The 15,977-nt window shown below is 72.6% G+C and carries 11 protein-coding genes; 5 read left to right on the top strand and 6 right to left on the bottom strand.

Features of this window, described 5'->3' with window-relative positions; all coding sequences use genetic code 11:
- Nucleotides 1-1,009 (bottom strand): aldo/keto reductase (locus AC5LUJ_RS18070; RefSeq protein ID WP_493465347.1); only part of this gene is annotated, 1,009 nt, incomplete at its 3' end.
- Nucleotides 1,010-1,114: 105 nt separating this feature from the next.
- A complete protein-coding gene (gene hrpA / locus AC5LUJ_RS18065) occupies nucleotides 1,115-5,233 on the bottom strand; it encodes an ATP-dependent RNA helicase HrpA (RefSeq protein ID WP_493465346.1) in 4,119 nt (1,372 codons plus the stop codon).
- A 163-nt stretch (nucleotides 5,234-5,396) separates the two neighbouring features.
- On the opposite strand from hrpA, the gene AC5LUJ_RS18060 reads away from it, so the two are divergent.
- Together AC5LUJ_RS18060 and AC5LUJ_RS18055 are read left to right on the top strand one after the other, a co-directional pair.
- Nucleotides 5,397-7,883, top strand: coding sequence for a SpoIIE family protein phosphatase (locus AC5LUJ_RS18060; RefSeq protein ID WP_250292310.1), 2,487 nt, complete (start codon nucleotides 5,397-5,399; stop codon nucleotides 7,881-7,883).
- 82 nt (nucleotides 7,884-7,965) lie between these two features.
- On the top strand, nucleotides 7,966-8,202 hold the full coding sequence (locus AC5LUJ_RS18055; RefSeq protein WP_250283426.1) for a hypothetical protein: 237 nt from the start codon (nucleotides 7,966-7,968) through the stop codon (nucleotides 8,200-8,202).
- 65 nt (nucleotides 8,203-8,267) lie between these two features.
- Here AC5LUJ_RS18055 and AC5LUJ_RS18050 read toward each other — a convergent pair whose 3' ends face one another.
- A complete protein-coding gene (locus AC5LUJ_RS18050; protein ID WP_250283424.1) occupies nucleotides 8,268-9,515 on the bottom strand; it encodes a phosphate ABC transporter substrate-binding protein PstS in 1,248 nt (415 codons plus the stop codon).
- Nucleotides 9,516-9,861: 346 nt separating this feature from the next.
- On the opposite strand from AC5LUJ_RS18050, the gene AC5LUJ_RS18045 reads away from it, so the two are divergent.
- From AC5LUJ_RS18045 to AC5LUJ_RS18035, 3 genes are all read left to right on the top strand, one after another.
- The gene (locus AC5LUJ_RS18045; RefSeq protein ID WP_250292309.1) at nucleotides 9,862-10,953 is read left to right on the top strand and encodes a substrate-binding domain-containing protein; all 1,092 of its coding nucleotides are present in this window, start codon (nucleotides 9,862-9,864) and stop codon (nucleotides 10,951-10,953) included.
- Between the two features lie 174 nt (nucleotides 10,954-11,127).
- Nucleotides 11,128-11,616 carry a MarR family winged helix-turn-helix transcriptional regulator gene (locus AC5LUJ_RS18040; RefSeq protein WP_250283421.1) on the top strand — a complete coding sequence of 163 codons (489 nt, stop codon included), beginning with the start codon at nucleotides 11,128-11,130 and terminating at the stop codon, nucleotides 11,614-11,616.
- 158 nt (nucleotides 11,617-11,774) lie between these two features.
- Nucleotides 11,775-13,304: a DHA2 family efflux MFS transporter permease subunit gene (locus AC5LUJ_RS18035; RefSeq protein ID WP_250283419.1), complete on the top strand. Its 1,530-nt coding sequence runs from the start codon at nucleotides 11,775-11,777 to the stop codon at nucleotides 13,302-13,304.
- Nucleotides 13,305-13,328: 24 nt separating this feature from the next.
- On the opposite strand, the gene AC5LUJ_RS18030 is transcribed toward AC5LUJ_RS18035, so the two are convergent.
- The 3 genes from AC5LUJ_RS18030 to AC5LUJ_RS18020 all read right to left on the bottom strand — a co-directional run bounded on the left by AC5LUJ_RS18030 (nucleotide 13,329) and on the right by AC5LUJ_RS18020 (nucleotide 15,668).
- Nucleotides 13,329-14,549 (bottom strand): malic enzyme-like protein, encoded by a 1,221-nt coding sequence (locus AC5LUJ_RS18030; protein WP_445548514.1) that lies wholly within the window; start codon nucleotides 14,547-14,549, stop codon nucleotides 13,329-13,331.
- Nucleotides 14,549-14,905: an ArsR/SmtB family transcription factor gene (locus AC5LUJ_RS18025; protein WP_250292304.1), complete on the bottom strand. Its 357-nt coding sequence runs from the start codon at nucleotides 14,903-14,905 to the stop codon at nucleotides 14,549-14,551. Before AC5LUJ_RS18025 ends, AC5LUJ_RS18030 begins: the two co-directional genes overlap by 1 nt.
- A gap of 160 nt (nucleotides 14,906-15,065) precedes the next feature.
- Entirely contained in the window at nucleotides 15,066-15,668 is a 603-nt protein-coding gene (locus AC5LUJ_RS18020; RefSeq protein ID WP_250283414.1) for a PaaI family thioesterase, read from the bottom strand.
- Nucleotides 15,669-15,977: the final 309 nt, after the last annotated feature.

Here is a 15,977-nt window from a genome sequence, read left to right as displayed (position 1 = left end):
CGGGGCTGGTCAGGGACGGCGGCTGGTAGCCGGCGTCCTCCGGGTTGATCGTCGTACCCGGCGGGACGATCTCGTCGATACGGTCCAGCACGTCCGGTGTGAGCGTCACCTTGACGGCGTCGAGCTGGGACTCGAGCTGTTCGAGGGTCCGCGGGCCGATGATCGCCGAGGTGACGGCGGGATGCTCCAGGACGAAGGCGAGGGCCAGGTGGATCAGGGACAGCCCGGCATCCTGGGCCAGCAGGGCCAGCCGCTCGACCGCCTCGAGCTTGGCGACGTTCGCCGGCCGGCTCAGGTCGAACCGGCCGGGGACGAGCGCGCTGCGGCGCGACACCGGCGGTTCGGCGCCCTTGCGGTAGCGCCCGGACAGCCAGCCGCCGGCCAGCGGGCTCCACGGGATCACCGCCAGGCCGTAGCGCTGCGCGACCGGCAGGACCTCCCGCTCGATGCCCCGGGCCAGGATCGAGTAGGGCGGCTGCTCGGACACGACGCGCTCGCGCCCGCGGCGCTCGGCGGTCCACTGCCCCTCGACGATGCCCGACGGCTCGAAGGTCGACGTCCCGATATAGCGGATCTTGCCCTGGTGGACGAGGTCGCTGAGGGCGCCGAGGGTCTCATCGAAGTCGGTGCCCGGCTCGGGGCGGTGGACCTGGTAGAGGTCGATCCAGTCGGTCCGCAGCCGGCGCAGGCTGTTCTCGACCTCGAGGGCGATCCACCGCCGGGAGTTGCCGCGCTGGTTGGGCCGGTCGCCCATCACCCCGTGGAACTTCGTCGCGAGCACCACCTCGTCGCGGCGGCCACCGGCGAGGGCCTTGCCGACGATCTCCTCGGACTCACCCTGTGAGTAGACGTCCGCGGTGTCGATGACGTTGATGCCCGCGTCGAGCGCGCGGTGAATGACCGCGATGCTCTCGTCATGGTCGGGACTGCCCCAGGCGCCGAACATCATGGCCCCGAGTGTCAGCGGACTGACCTGGACTCCGGTTCGTCCGAAAGGGCGAAGCGACACGTGCCCCACGCTCCTCGTGAGATTGGCTCTCCGTTGCGACACAGCCCCCACCGCATCTGCACCCAACCGGTCGGACGGGCCGGTAATTCCCACGTCAGAGGGGTGTCAGAGGGGCAGCTGGTCCAGGGCGCGGAAGATGCGCTCCACCGATACCGGGTAGGCGGTGCGCAGGGTCTGGGCGAACAGGCCGACCCGCAGTTCCTCGATCATCCAGCGAATCCGCTGGAGCTCCTCGCGGTGCGGGCTGTCCGGCGGCGTCCGGTCGAGCAGCCGCCGGTGTTCCAGCGTCACCTGCTCGACCTGCAGCATGCGCTGCCGGTCGCGGTCCGGGTCGGACGGGAGCTTCTCCAGCCGCCGTTCGATCGCGGCCAGGTAGCGGGCGACGTCGGGCAGCCGCTGCCAGCCGGTGGCGCTGACGAAACCCGGATAGACCAGCCCCGAGAGCTGGGAGCGGATGTCGTCCAGCGCCGGTGCCAGCGCGGCGGGGCCGGCGCTCGTCCCCGCCCGCCGGGCGGGCTCCCGCGACCGTGCCGACTGCGCCTGCGGCTGCGGCTGCGGCTGCGTGCGGGCCTGCCAGTCGGCCAGCTGCCCGGTGACGGTGTGCGCCGTGGCGAGGACGCGTTCCACCTTCGTCACCACGTCGAACGCGGTCTCGTCCAGGTCGGCCTGGACGATGCCCCGCAGCTTGGTGAACCCGTCGGCGTCCCACACCGGCCCGCCGGCGGCCGCGATCAGCTTGTCGGCGGCGCAGGCGACGCAGTCGTCGAGCAGCTCGACGACGCCGCGGTACGGATGGTGACTCAGCGTCAGTTTAGCCGTGTTGCTCAGCCGCGCGTTGATCTGCTTGACCGGGGACGGCATGTTCAGCAGCAGCAGGCGCCGGCAGCCCGGCCACATGGCCTGGCGCGCCTCGGTCTCGGTGGCGAACACGCGGATCGCCACGCTGCTCCCCTGGTCGACCAGTGCGGGATACGCCCGCGCCGGCCGGCCGGGGCCGGGGCGCTGCCGCTCCACGAGCTGCGGGAGCGCGTCGAAGTCCCAGCCGCGCAGGCCGTCGCGCTCGACGCCGTCGGCCACGGTGCGGACCGCCGCGCGCATCGTCGGCGCCAGCTGGTCGACGAGCGCGGCCAGGTCCTTGCCCTCGGCGAGGGTGTGCTGCTCCTCGTCCACCACCCGGAACGTGATCCTGAGATGGTCGGGCACCCGGTCGAGCTGCCAGGACTCCCGCGGCACCGCCACCCCGGTGAGACGCTCGAGCTCGCGTTCCAGCACGGCGAGCAGCGGCCCGTCCGCCGGGGCCACCGCCGCGAGCACCCGCGCGGCGTAGTCGGGCGCCGGCACGAAGCCGCGCCGGATCTGCTTGGGCAGCGAGCGGATCAGCGCGGTCACCAGCTCCGCCCGCAGGCCCGGCACCTGCCAGTCGAAGCCGTCGGAGCTGACCTGGTTGAGCAGCGGCAGCGGGATGCGCACGGTCACCCCGTCGGCGTCCGTGCCGGGCGCGAACTGGTAGGACAGCGCCAGCGTCAGCTCCCCGTGCCGCCAGGCGTCGGGGTAGTCGCGTTCGTCGACGCCGTCCGCGCCGGCCCTGACGAGCATGGGCGCGGAGAACGCCAGCAGGTCCGGCTGGGAGCGGCGGGCCTTCTTCCACCAGCTGTCGAAATGGCGGCCGGAGACGACGTCGGCGGGGATCCGCTGGTCGTAGAAGTCGAACAGGGTGTCGTCGTCGACGACGATGTCGCGCCGGCGGGCCCGGTGCTCAAGCTCCTCGGCGTCGTCGAGCAGCCTGCGGTTGTCGTGGAAGAACGCGTGGTGCGTCTGCCAGTCGCCCTCCACCAGGGCGTGGCGGATGAACAGGTCCCGGCACAGGGCGGGGTCGACCGCGGAGTAGTTCACCCGGCGGGAGGCCACCAGCGGCAGCCCGTACAGGGCCACCTTCTCGAAGGCGACCACGGCGGCCTGCTTCTTCTCCCAGTGCGGTTCGCTGTAGGTGCGTTTCACCAGGTGCGGCGCGAGTGCCTCGGCCCATTCCGGCTCGATGCGCGCGACGGTCCGCGCCCACAGCCGGGACGTCTCGACGAGCTCGGCGGCCACCAGCCAGCGCGGCGGCTTCCGGAAGAGCGCGGAGCCCGGGAAGACCGCGAACCGGGAGCCCCGCGCCCCCTGGTACTCCTGTTTGTCGGCGTCCCTGACGCCGATGTGGGACAGCAGGCCGGCGAGCAGCGCCAGGTGGATGTTCCGCGGGTCGGCTGGGGTGCCGCCGACGGGTATTCCGAGACTTCTCACGACCTGGCGCAGCTGGCCGTGGACGTCCTGCCACTCCCGTACCCGCAGGTAGTTCAGGAAGTCGGCCCGGCACAGCCTGCGGAACTGGTTGCCCGACAGCTGCTCCTGCTGTTCCCGCAGGTACTCCCACATGTTGAGGTAGGCGAGGAAGTCGGACTGCGGGTCGGTGAAGCGGCCGTGTTTCTCCGCGGCGGCCTGCTGCGCGTCGACGGGACGTTCCCGCGGATCCTGGATGGACAGCGCGGCGGCGATGACCATGACCTCGCGGACGCACCCGTTGTCGCCGGCCGCCAGCACCATGCGGGCCAGCCGCGGGTCGAGGGGGAGCTGCGCCAGCTTGCGCCCCAGCGGGGTCAGCCGCATCTGCGCGCCGGCCCGGCCCGGCGTCTCCGGCCTGTCCGGCTGTGCCTGCGGCCTGTCCGGCTGCTTCGGCGTGCCGGCCGGCTCGACGGCGCCGAGCTCCCGTAGCAGGAGCACGCCGTCGGAGATGCTGCGCGAGTCGGGCGGGTCGATGAAGGGGAAGTCCGCCATGTCACCCAGCCCCAGCGCGGTCATCTGCAGGATGACCGAGGCGAGGTTGGTACGCAGGATCTCCGGGTCGGTGAACGCCGGGCGCGCGCCGAAGTCGTCCTCGGAGTACAGCCGGATGCAGATCCCGTCGGCGACCCGTCCGCACCGCCCCTTGCGCTGGTTCGCGGACGCCTGCGAGACCGCCTCGATCGGCAGCCGCTGCACCTTCGTCCGGTTGCTGTAGCGGGAGATCCGCGCCAGGCCGGGGTCGACGACGTACCTGATGCCCGGGACGGTCAGCGACGTCTCCGCGACGTTGGTGGCGAGCACGATCCGGCGTCCGGTGTGGGGCTGGAACACCCGGTGCTGCTCGGCGGCGGACAGCCGTGCGTACAACGGCACGATCTCGGTGTTCGGCAGCTGCTTCTTCGCCAGGACGTCGGCGGTGTCCCGGATCTCCCGCTCTCCGCTGAGGAAGACCAGGATGTCGCCGGGCCCGGCCGCGCACAGCTCGTCCACGGCGGCGGTGATCGCTTCCGGCAGGTCGCGCTCGATCATCGTGGCCGGGCCGTCACCGCTCTCGCCGTCGGTGCCGGGGCCGGGGCCGGTGCCGGGGCCACCGGCGGCGTCGAAGCCGGCCGGCACGACCAGCGGCCGGTAGCGGACCTCCACCGGGAAGGTGCGGCCGGTGACCTCGATCACCGGCGCGTCCCCGAAGTGGCGGGCGAAACGCCGCGGGTCGATCGTCGCCGAGGTGATGACGACCTTCAGGTCGGGCCGGCGCGGCAGGAGCTGCCGCAGGTAGCCCAGGATGAAGTCGATGTTGAGGCTGCGTTCGTGGGCCTCGTCGATGATCAACGTGTCGTACTGGGACAGCAGCCGGTCGGTCTGGATCTCGGCCAGCAGGATGCCGTCCGTCATCAGCTTGATCAGGCTGTTGTCGCCGACCTCGTCGGTGAACCGCACCTTGTAGCCGACGGTCGCGCCCGGCCGGGCGTCCGGGCCGTCGAGCTCCTCGGTGACGCGTTCGGCCACGGCGCGGGCGGCCAGGCGCCGCGGCTGGGTGTGACCGATCAGCCCGCGCACCCCCCGGCCGAGCTCCAGGCAGATCTTCGGCAGCTGCGTCGTCTTGCCGGAGCCGGTCTCGCCGGCGAGGACCACCACCTGGTGGTCGCGGATCGCGGCGCGGATGTCGTCCCTGCGCTGGCTGACCGGCAGGTCCGGGGGATAGGTGATCCGCGGCACGGCCGCCAGCCGCCGTTGCACGCGCAGCGCCGCCGCCTCGACGTCGGCGGCGATCTCGGCGGCCACCGCCGCGCGGGCCTGGGGGTCGCGTATCCTGCGCGCGCCGTCGACACGGCGTTGCAGGCGGCGCTGGTCACGAACCATCAGATCGGGCAGGCGTTCGGCCAGCTCGGCGAGCGGAGGCATCAGAAGGCAGCGTCCAACAGAGTACGGAGAGCGGGCAAGGGGGCACGAGCATCGGCCGGAAGGCCGGCCGTCCGCCGTCCCCCCGGCATTCCCGGTGTCATGACCTACTATCCCGCACAGCGGGAGCAGATAAGGCGGGGCGGCCTGGGTAGGACATCCGGCGATGGACGTATCCGGAGCACCCGAGACGACGGATGCCGCTGTCGGGGGCGACCCGTTCGGGCCGCTGCCGGTGGCCAGCGCGGTCCTCGACCGGCGGGGCACCGTGGTCTGGTGGAGCCGGGCCGCCGAGCGGATGCTCGGTCATGCCGCCGCGGACGTGCTCGGCCGTGCGGCCACCGCGCTGCTGCACCGGTCGGCGGACGGCACGGCGGTAAGCGCCGGGGCCGGGCGGTGCCAGGCCGACAGCGGCTGGGGAGGACGGCTGCCCGTCGTGCACGCGGACGGCCACCGCATGGACCTCTACGCCCGGGTCTGCCCGATGCTCGGCCCGGACGACGGCTCGAGCTGGCTCGTGCTCGCCTCCGACGACGCGCAGATGCCCTGGTGGATGGTGGACCAGCTGATGCTGGGCGGCATGCTCGCCCAGTCGCCGATCGGCATGGCCCTGCTGGACGAGGAGCTGCGGTACAGGTGGCTGAACGACGCGCTGGCGCGTTCCGGCGGTGTACCGCGCAACGCCCGTCTCGGCCGGCGGCTGAGCGAGCTGCTGCCGGGCCTGCCCGCCGAGCGGATCGAGGAACGGATGCGCGAGGTGCTCCGGACCGGAGTGCCGATCATGAATTTCGAGTACCGCGGCCGGACGGTCGCCGACCCCCACCGGGAGCACGCCTACTCCACCTCCTTCTTCCGGCTGGACGACTCGGCCGGGCGGGTCCTGGGGGTGTGCTACATCGTCGTCGACGTCACCGACCGCTGGCGGGCGCAGCAGCGGCTGGCCCTGCTCAACGACGCCAGCGCGCGGATCGGCAGCAGCCTCGACGTCATGCGCATCACCCAGGACCTGGCGGACGTGGCGGTGCCGCGCCTGGCCGACTTCGTCGTCGTCGACCTGCTGGAGTCGGTCCTGCGGGGTGAGGAACCGGCGCAGCCCGTCACCGGCACATCCCGGATCCGGCGGGCGGGGCAGCGCTCGGTGCTCCCCGGGTGCCCGGAGTCGGTCGCGCGGACCGGGGACGTCGTCCAGCCGTCGTTTCCCGCCGCCCGCTGCCTGACCGACGGCCGGCCCGTGCTGGAACCGGTGCTGGACGTCGCGACGAATCCGTGGATCGCGCAGGACCGGCCCCGGTGGGCGAAGATCCGCCGGTTCGGCATCCGGTCGCTGATGGTGGTTCCGATCCGGACCCGTGGCGTCATCATGGGGGTGGCCACGTTCGTCCGGCGGGTGCGCACGGATCCGTTCGACGAGGACGACCTGCTGATCGCGCAGGAGTTCGCCTCCCGGGCCGCGGTGTGGGTCGACAACGCCCGCCGGTACACCCGGGAGCACGCCGCGGCCCTGACCCTGCAGCGCAGCCTGCTGCCGCGCAGCCTGCCCGGCCAGACCGCCGTGGAGGTGGCGTCGCACTACCGGCCCGCGGACGAGAGCGCGGGCGTGGGCGGGGACTGGTTCGACGTGATCCCGCTGTCGAGCGCCCGGGTGGGCCTGGTCGTCGGGGACGTCGTGGGCCATGGGCTGCACGCGGCGGCGACCATGGGGCGGCTGCGCACCGCCGTGCACACCCTGGCCGGTCTCGATCTTCCCCCCGACGAGCTGCTGGCACACCTGGACGACCTGGTCATCCGGCTCGCCGACGAGGAGGAGAACGCCGCGGGCAGCGCCAGCACCGCAGTGCTGGGGGCCACCTGCATCTTCGCGGTGTACGACCCGGTCAGCCGGCGCTGCACGCTGGCGCGGGCCGGCCACCCCCCGCCCGCCCTCGTCAGCCCCGGCGGGACGGTGGACTTCCTCGACCTGCCGGTGGGCCCGCCGCTGGGCCTCGGTGGCCTGCCGTTCGAGTCCACCGAGCTGGAGCTGGGGGAGGGCAGCCTGCTGGCCCTGTACACCGACGGGCTGGTCGAGGGCCGGGGCAGCGACGTCGACGCCGGGCTGGAGCAGCTGCGCGCGGCGCTGGACGGGGCGGACCGCCCGCTGGAGGAGATCCGGGACAGGGTGATCAAGGAGCTGCTGCCCGACCGGCCCGAGGACGACGTCGCCTTCCTGCTCGCGCGCACCCACGCCCTGCGGGCGGAACGGGTCGCCTCCTGGGACCTTCCCGCGGACCCGGCCGTGGTGGCGCTCGCCCGCGCCCACGCGGCCCGGCAGCTGGTCGCGTGGGGGTGCGGCGAGGAGGTGCTCACCATCGAGCTCGTCGTCAGCGAGCTGGTCACGAACGCGATCCGGTACGCCACCGAACCGATCCGGCTGCGCCTCATCCGCGACCGCACGCTGATCTGTGAGGTCTCCGACGGCAGCAGCACCTCGCCGCGCCTGCGGCACTCCCGCACCACTGACGAGGGCGGCCGGGGGCTGTTCCTGGTGGCGCAGTTCACCCAGCGGTGGGGCGCCAGGTACACGTCCAGAGGCAAGACCATCTGGGCCGAGCAGCCGCTGCGCTCGTTCGACACGGGCCTGCCGAGCTGGGGCGGCCTCTGGGACGCCCCGGTCTGACGCTCCCGTGGGCCGGCTGTGGTCCTTGGTTCACCTTCCGGGCTCTGTCGCCGGGGCCGTCCGGGGGTTATCGTCCGTTTCCGTGTGCGATTCACCGCAGCTCGTGGGCTCGTCCGATATCGCAGCCGCGCTGGGCGTGACCCGTCAGGCCGTCGACCACCGGCTCCGGACCGATCCGCGCGCGCCCGCCCCGGCCGCGGTGGTGAACCGTACCGCGACCTGGGGTGGCACCCGGGTCTGGTGGCGCGCCGACATCGACCGCTGGCTCGGCGGCGCCGACCCCGGCCGGTGGGCGAAAATCCCCGGGGGATGCCGGTGAGGCCCCGCCCGGGGTGAGCGCCGTGACGGCAGCCCCGGCTGTCCCGGCAGCTCCGGCTGTCCCGGTCAGCCGAGGGAGGCCGTGAGCCGGCGGGCCACGGAGACGACCGGGCCGGGCAGGGGGGCGTAGCCGATCGTCCGGGTGCTCAGCTGCCCCTGGGCAAGGGCGTAGGCGAGGTAGTAGCGCAGGAGCTCGACGTTGTCGTTCCCCCGCGCGCAGACGATCGTGTACGTGACCGCGGACGCCGGGTAGGCGAGCGGGTCGTCCGGCGTGTAGTCGATCGGGAGCCGCAGGTCCTCGCGGCCGGACTGTCCCGGTGCCGCGGCGGACTGTCCCGGTGCCGCGGCGGCCTGGCTCAGCGCCGCGGCGACGCTGGTGCCGTTGGCCGAGACGTACGTGCCGGACGTGGTCCGCAGCGCCGCCGTCGGCAGCCCCTGCTCGGCGGCGAAGGACAGCTCCACGTAGGCGATGCCGCCCGGCCTGTACATGACGCCGGCTGTCACCGCCTCCGAGCCCCTGGCGGCGAGGGAGCTGTCCGGCCAGGACAGCTCCTTGCCGGTCCCGAGGCGCCAGGACGCTCCCACCGTCGCGCTGAGATACCGGGAGAAGATGTCGGTCGATCCGGAGGAGTCCTGGCGGTGGACGGGACGCACTGGCAGGGCGGGCAGTGCGCCGCCGGGATTCTCCGCCGCTATTCGCGGGTCGTTCCAGGTGGTTATCTCGCCCTGGAAGATTCCTGCGACCGTCGCCGGCGACAGCCGCAGGGAGTACGCACCCGGCAGGTTGTAGACGAACACGAGAGCGCCGCCGGCGACGGGGATGTGCAGTGCCCGGCCTGCCGGGGCCGGACCGGACGGTTCGGCGGCCAGGGCTGGTCCGGCTGTTGCGGATGGTTTGTGCGTCGTGGTCGTGATCGACTGGGTACAGCGTTTGTTGGCGTCCTGTTGTTCCCGTTCTGTCAGAACGGCGTCGGAACCGGCGAAAGCCACGTTGCCGGCTATGAAGCGTTGAATACCCACACCCGATCCGACGGGATCGTACGTCACCTGGGCGTCGTGGCAGCGGGTGGTGAAGTCGCTGATCCACCGGGCCTGCAGGTTCTGCTGGAAGGTGGCGCCCGCGCCGACCAGCTTCCCCGCGGCGCACTGCGGATCCGGGCTGGCCCCGGTGGCCCGGTCCGGCCCGTCCGCCGTACAGGCCGTCAGAGCCAGGCAGGCCGTCAGGGCCAGGCAGAACACGGTGACGAGCGGGACGAGCAGCCGGGCGGCCGCCGCTCGCCGTGGCGGAACGCGTCGCGCCGTGGCCACCTCCATCCCCCGATCCGCATTCTCTCGCATCTGGAATACGCGAATGCGGATGGTCGCAGTGGCCCGGAAACGTGGCATCGTGCTCCGTGTGGACGGCCGGCTAATTGAAGGTGAACATGGCTGAAGGGCGGTTGGGACGCCGCCGGCCGGCGCGGGGGCGGCCGGCGTTTTCGTTATTGTTCGCGGCATGCGGCGCCCATCATCCCACCGTGTCCGGCCCGCTCACCGTACCCGTGGGATCCGTACCCGTGAGATCCGTACGCCTGGGATCACCCATGGGATCCATCCCGGCCGGGCCCGTCACGCTCATCAGCACGCCCATCAGTGGGCCGATCGTCTTTCGTATCGGATATTGGCCGTCCCGCTGGTCACCGCGCTGGCGGCCCTGAGCGCACTGCTGGTGGGCGGCCTGCGGCCGGGGCCGGCCGGTATGGGCACGGCGTGCCCGGCGGAGCAGCTTCTCGTGGTCGCCGCCCCCGACATCGTCGACGCCGTCTCCGCCCTGGCCAGCCGCTACACCGACGGCCCGGGCCGGGGATGCACGGCCATCCGGGTCCAGGCGCGGGAGCCGGCGACCGTGGTCGAGGCTCTCAACGGCGGGTGGGACAGCGCACGGTACGGGCCGCGTCCGGACGTGTGGATTCCCGACAGCTCGCTGTGGCCACGCCTGCTCGGCGCCGCCCGGCCGGGCGGCGAGGCCGGTGCCGTCACCGCGCGTACCGGGCCGCCGCTGGCCTATTCGCCGCTGGTCCTCGCGTTGCCCGCCCCCATGGCCAACGCCCTGCACTGGGCGGAACGCCCACCCACCTGGGCCGACATCCTGCGCGCGCTGAGCGCGGAGCAGGGCTGGGCCGCCCTCGGACATCCCGGGTGGGGGCCGGTGCGCCTGGAGATGGCCGACCCGGCCCGCTCCACCCCCGCGCTCCAGGCGCTCATCGCCTGGACGGGCGCCGCCCGCGGCCTCGGCCAGGAGGACTATCTGCCCGCCACCGCGGTGGACCAGCCGTCGGTGGTGGGCCTGCTGCGGAAGCTGCGCTCCCGGGCCGGCCAGGCGCAGGCGGGCTCCGGGGCGGTGTTCGTCATGAACGAACAGGAGGTCTGGCGGTACAACCAGGGCCAGCCGGCGGTCCCGCTGACCGCCGTCTACCCCGCGGACGGGACACCCGTGTCCGACCATCCGTACCTGCTGCTGCATCCGGCGGGCACCGCGGCGGGGCGGCGCGCGGCCGCCGCGGGCCTGTTGCGTTTCCTGCGTGAGCCGGACTCACAGACGTGGCTGGTCAGCCAGGCGTTCCGCTCGGGCCTGGGGGCCGAGGGCGCCCCGTTCGTCCCCGCCAACGGGCTGCGGGCGGACGGCGTCACCGACCTCCTGCCGGCAACGGGTGCCACCACCCTCAGACGGCTCACCCAGGTCTGGGACTCCTTGCCGGTACCTGCCCGATGACAGGACGTCACAGACATCACAGACATCACAGCTGTGCCGCGTGGGCCGAGGGCGGGCGCCGATCGACGCGAGGGGGCCGCGGGCCTCGGCGTGAGGGTGCCGCGATGCCGGTACGGCCGGCCGTCCCAACAAAAAAAAGATCTTGTTCTGGATGTATATTGCTACGCTTGCTCCATGGCCACCAGCGCGCGGGCGGCGTCTGTCGCGGACCTCGCCTTCCTCCTGTCGCAGGCAAGCCACGCGCTGACCACGGAGCTGGCGGCCGGCCTCACCGAGCTCGGCATCTCACCGCGTGGCCATTACGTCCTGTCCAGTGCGATGTCGTGCGACCTGACCCAGGGCCAGGTTGCCGAGCTGTGCGCACTCGACAAGACCACGATGGTGGTGACGCTCGACGAGCTCGAGAAGGCGGGGCTCGTGCAGCGACGGCCGTCGAGCACGGACCGCCGGGCCCGGATCGTCTGGGTCACCGAGGAAGGCAGGCGAACGGCCGCCCGGGCCCACGAGATCGTGACGCGCATCTGCGACGACGTGCTCGCGGCGCTCCCGGCCCCTGAGCGCGACGCCTTCGTCGACGGGCTGGTGCGGCTCGTCCAGGGCCGGCTGTCCACGCCGGTGCAGTGTGAGCGGCCGGTACGGCGGCGCGAGCCCCGGCTCCATTAGTTCTGAAAGAAATCTTCCCGAACAAAACTATCTGGTACGGTCGCATCTGGCGCTCGTGAGCCCAGCCGGCCCCGGCGGCGCGATCATGCTTCTTCCGCGCCGCAACCGGTTCGGCTCCCGAGCCATCCCAAGTCCCCGAGCCGCCAGGAGGCGACCACATGACCGGGCCTGTCGCAGGCGACCGCATGACCGGGCGTGTCGCATCGGCCACCCGAACCGGCGACTCCCGCTGGCCGGCGCTCGTCGTCCTCTGCGTCGGGATGCTGATGATCATTCTGGATGGGGCGATCGTGAACGTGGCGTTGCCCGCCATCCAGAACGACCTCGGCTTCTCCCAGTCGGGCCTGGCCTGGGTCGTCAACGCTTATCTGATCGCCTTTGCCGGCCTGTTGCTCCTCGCCGGCCGGCTCGGCGACCTGATCGGCCGTAAGCGCGTCTTCATGGCCGGGCTGAGCGTGTTCACCGCGGCGTCCCTGCTGTGCGGCGTGGCTGGCAGCCAGGAGATGCTGATCATCGCACGGTTCGTCCAGGGCGTCGGCGGGGCCATGGCCTCCGCCGTGATCCTGGGCATGATCGTTACGATGTTCCCGCAGCCACGGGAGCAGGCCAGGGCGATCGGCGTCTACAGCTTCGTCGCATCCGCCGGCGCCTCGATCGGCCTGCTCGCCGGCGGTGCCCTCACCCAGGCCCTCAGCTGGCACTGGATCTTCTTCGTCAACATCCCCCTCGGGATCGTGACCGCCGTGCTGGCCGCACGCCTGCTCCAGGCCGAGCGCGGGATCGGGCTGCGCGCGGGAGCCGACATCGCGGGCGCGTTTCTCGTCACCGCGGCGCTGATGCTCGGTGTGTACACAATTGTCGCGGCGGCCGATCACGGCTGGGCCTCCACACGCACGCTCGGTTCCGGCGCCGTCGCGGCCGCCCTGCTCGCCGGGTTCGTCGTGCGCCAGGCGAGCGCGAGCAACCCGCTCCTGCCGTTGCGTATCTTCCGGTCGCGCAACGTCGTCGGGGCCAACCTCATCCAGATCCTGATGGTGGCCGGCATGTTCGGGATGTTCTTTCTCGGCGCGCTGTACCTGCAGCGGGTGCTCGGCTACGACCCGGTACGGACAGGCCTGGCGTTCCTGCCGGTCTCGCTGGGGATCGGGCTGCTCTCCCTCGGTTTCTCCACACAGCTGAACGCCCGTTTCGGCGAGCGTGCCGTGCTGGTGCCGGGCCTGGTCCTCAGCATGGCCGGGCTCGCGCTGGTCACCCGCGCACCTGTGGGCGGCAGCTATGCCACGGACGTCCTGCCGGCGATGCTGCTGCTCGGCGTCGGCGCGGGACTGTCCTTCCCGGCGCTGACGACACTGGCCATGTCCGCCGCCACGCCCGCCGACTCCGGGCTCGTCTCCGGCCTGGTCAACACGACGTTGCAGGCCGGCGGCGCGCTCGGCCTGGCGATCCTGGCCACGCTGTCGGCGTCGCGCACCGGACACCTGGCCGGGGCCGGGGAGAGCACCGCCGCGGCGCTGACCGGCGGCTACCACCTCGCGTTCGGCGTCGGTGCCGTTTTCGTGGCCGTCGCCGTCCTCATCGCGGCCACCGTCCTGCGCCCAGCGGCCGGGGCGACGTACGAGCCCGCGCCCGCCGACGAGCCTCCCGCCATGGACATCACCTACTTCGAGGGCGCGGCCGCCGCCGAGTAGTCAGCGATCGATTGCCGGCTACGGCTACCCAGCCCCGGTCAGGGCGCGGGCGGCGGCTGCGGCCACGGCCGGCGTGAGGTCCGGATGGTCCAGCGGCGGCAGCAGCTCCCCGGCCCGGGCGTGCGCGGCCAGTGCCTCCACCGCGGCCAGGCGGGCCGCCGGGGTGATTCGGCGCTGGGTGGTGATCGCCGCGGTGAGCAGGCCGGGAAGGGCGTGCAGCGGGCGGGGAGCCGTCGTGGCGGCGGCGAGCGGTGGCGGGGTCTCGGGGCGGGTCCGCAGCAGCGGGACGCCCGGCGGCGGGGCCATCAGCCCGATCAGGTCGATGATCAGATCGATGCCGTCGGCGAGCTGGTGCAGCGGGGCGGTGCCGTAGGGCACCGGGTCGTAGAAGGTGAGGTCACCGATACCGGCGGCGATCAGCAGGCCGGACAGATCCCCGCCGCGGCCCGGATCCACCAGGACGACCCGGGCCCGGCGCGGGTCGATGGAACGCAGCCGCAACGCATTGACGGCCGCGGCGGTGGCGGCGACGGCGAGGCCGTCGTTGACGCTGTCCAACAGCAGATGGGGGACGGTGTCGAGCGCGGCGCGGGCGGCGTGCACATGCTGGATGTGGGTGTGGACCAGGATGGTGGCGGCGAAACCGGGGGCGAGCATGCGCACGGCCGCGGCGAGGTCGTCCGGGCCGTGGGCGGCGATGGGCAGCGGGAAGACGTCGAGGCCGGTGGCCCGGTGCAGGTGGACCGCCTGGGACTCCACCGCGGGCAGGGCGGTCTCGGCCCGCAGCGGCTCGAAGTCGAGCACGGCACTGGCGTCGGTCACCAGGGCGACCCGGCGCGACCGACCGGTGTAGCGGTCGGTGTGCAGGGGGTGCTCGGCCAGATGGGTGATCACGCGGCGGTCCGCGTCGGCGTCCAGCAGCGCGACGTCGTGGCCGGTGGTGGTGACCGCACAGACCCGCTGGGCGAGCTTGCCGGTGGACGCGGCGAGGAAGACCAGGTCCTCGGTGTGCAGGAGGTCGGCGCCCAGCCGGTGGCGCAGGACGCCGCCCAGCCAGGTCAGGGTGTCCGCGCTGTCGGCGTCCAGGGTGATGTGGTGTACCTCGCCGGCGCCCGCCTCGTCCGCCTGGCAGGTGACGGCTCCCGGCGCGTCGGCGATGATCGTCTGGACCGCGGCCAGCGCCCGGGACGGTACCCGGATCTGGATGCTGTACGCCGGGTTGGCCCCGAGCGGGCTAGGAGTGATCACCGTGGTAGGGCGGAGCTCGTCTCGGCCTCGCGTAGCTCCGCCAGCAGTTCCTCACGCCCGGTCAGCATCTCGGTGAGGATCCGCCGCGCGGCCCGCATCAGCTCGGCCACGTCACCGCCGGCCAGCGCGTACACCACCGTCGAGCCGTCCCGGGTCGCCGTCACGATCCCGGACCTGCGTAGCACCGCCAGTTGCTGGGAGAGGTTCGACGGCTCCACCTCGATGGCCGCCAGCAGCTGGCGCACCGGAGCCGGCCCCTCCGCCAGCAGCTCGAGCACCCGAATCCGTACCGGATGCCCCAGCATGCGGAAGAACTCCGCTTTCGCCTGGTAGAGCGGAACCTGTACCCCCACCGGACTCCCTTCAAGCCCGTCCACCGCACCAGAACCTGTTGTTGACCGGCATCCGTTGTTGAAATTGAAGAACTTCGCAAGTGTACTGCCGGACGCCCGCATCCGCGCCGGGTTCGCCGGCCGCCCCCGAGGGGAGCCGCCCACCGGGGCGGTTGTGAGGCTACCCGTTCTGCCGCTCGGACATGACGGCGCGCAGCCGTTCGGCGTCCGCGTCGCCGAGGGCGAGGTGCCGGCGCGCCGCCTGGAGGCTGACCAGCTGGTAGCTGGCCGTGGCCGTGGCCATCGCGTCGCCGTCCAGGCTGAGGATTTCGGCACCGGCGTGGACGAGCCGGCGGCCGGGCCTGTCCTCGTCCTCGGTGCGGATCCGGGCCACGCAGTCGTAGGCCGTCCCGACGAGCAGCGGCAGGAGGTAGCGCACCTTCATGGTGGTGGTGAACGCCGTCAGACCGGTCCGCAGCACGATCAGGTTGCCCATGACCTCGTCGCAGACCACCCCGGTCAGGCCGCCGTGCACAACCCCCGGGTACGACTCGTGGGCCCGCCCGAAGCGGAAGCGGGCCTGTACCCCCTCCGGATGAGTCCGGATCCGTAGCTGCAGGCCCTGCTCGTTGTGTGGCGAGCAGCCGAAACAGCGGTAGTCCGGCACCGCCGACCAGGGGACCTCGACCGCCTCGCCGGGATGCTCGCCGGCCGGGAACTCCCCCGGCGGGCGGGGGATGTCGATATCGACGGGTACGTCACCGGCGGTGTCGGCGGTTGGCATCCTGAAATCTCCCCGTTCCCGTTCCCGTCGCCGTGGTCGCCTTTTTATGGTTGACGCCGGTGAGCAGGTTACCAGGAATCGCGCGGCGCGATCGGCCGGACGCGGGCCCGGGCGGGTGGCGGGGCAGGTGCCGGCGGCGGCCGGCGCGATTCACCGGGTTCTTTCGCGGAATTGACGGGGAATTCACCGCCACGTCGGCCGGCGGCGGCGCGGCCGTGATTTGTCGGGCTGTCCCCGACCGGCTTTTCTGGCCGGCGCCGGCACGGACCGGGGCGTCGATGGTGTGGCCCGGCCCGGGACGCTCTCGCC

The organism is Protofrankia sp. CiP1_Cm_nod3 (genome assembly GCF_982290655.1).
Note: the sequence above shows the minus strand (reverse complement) of the source record. Positions and strands in the feature narration are given on the sequence as shown.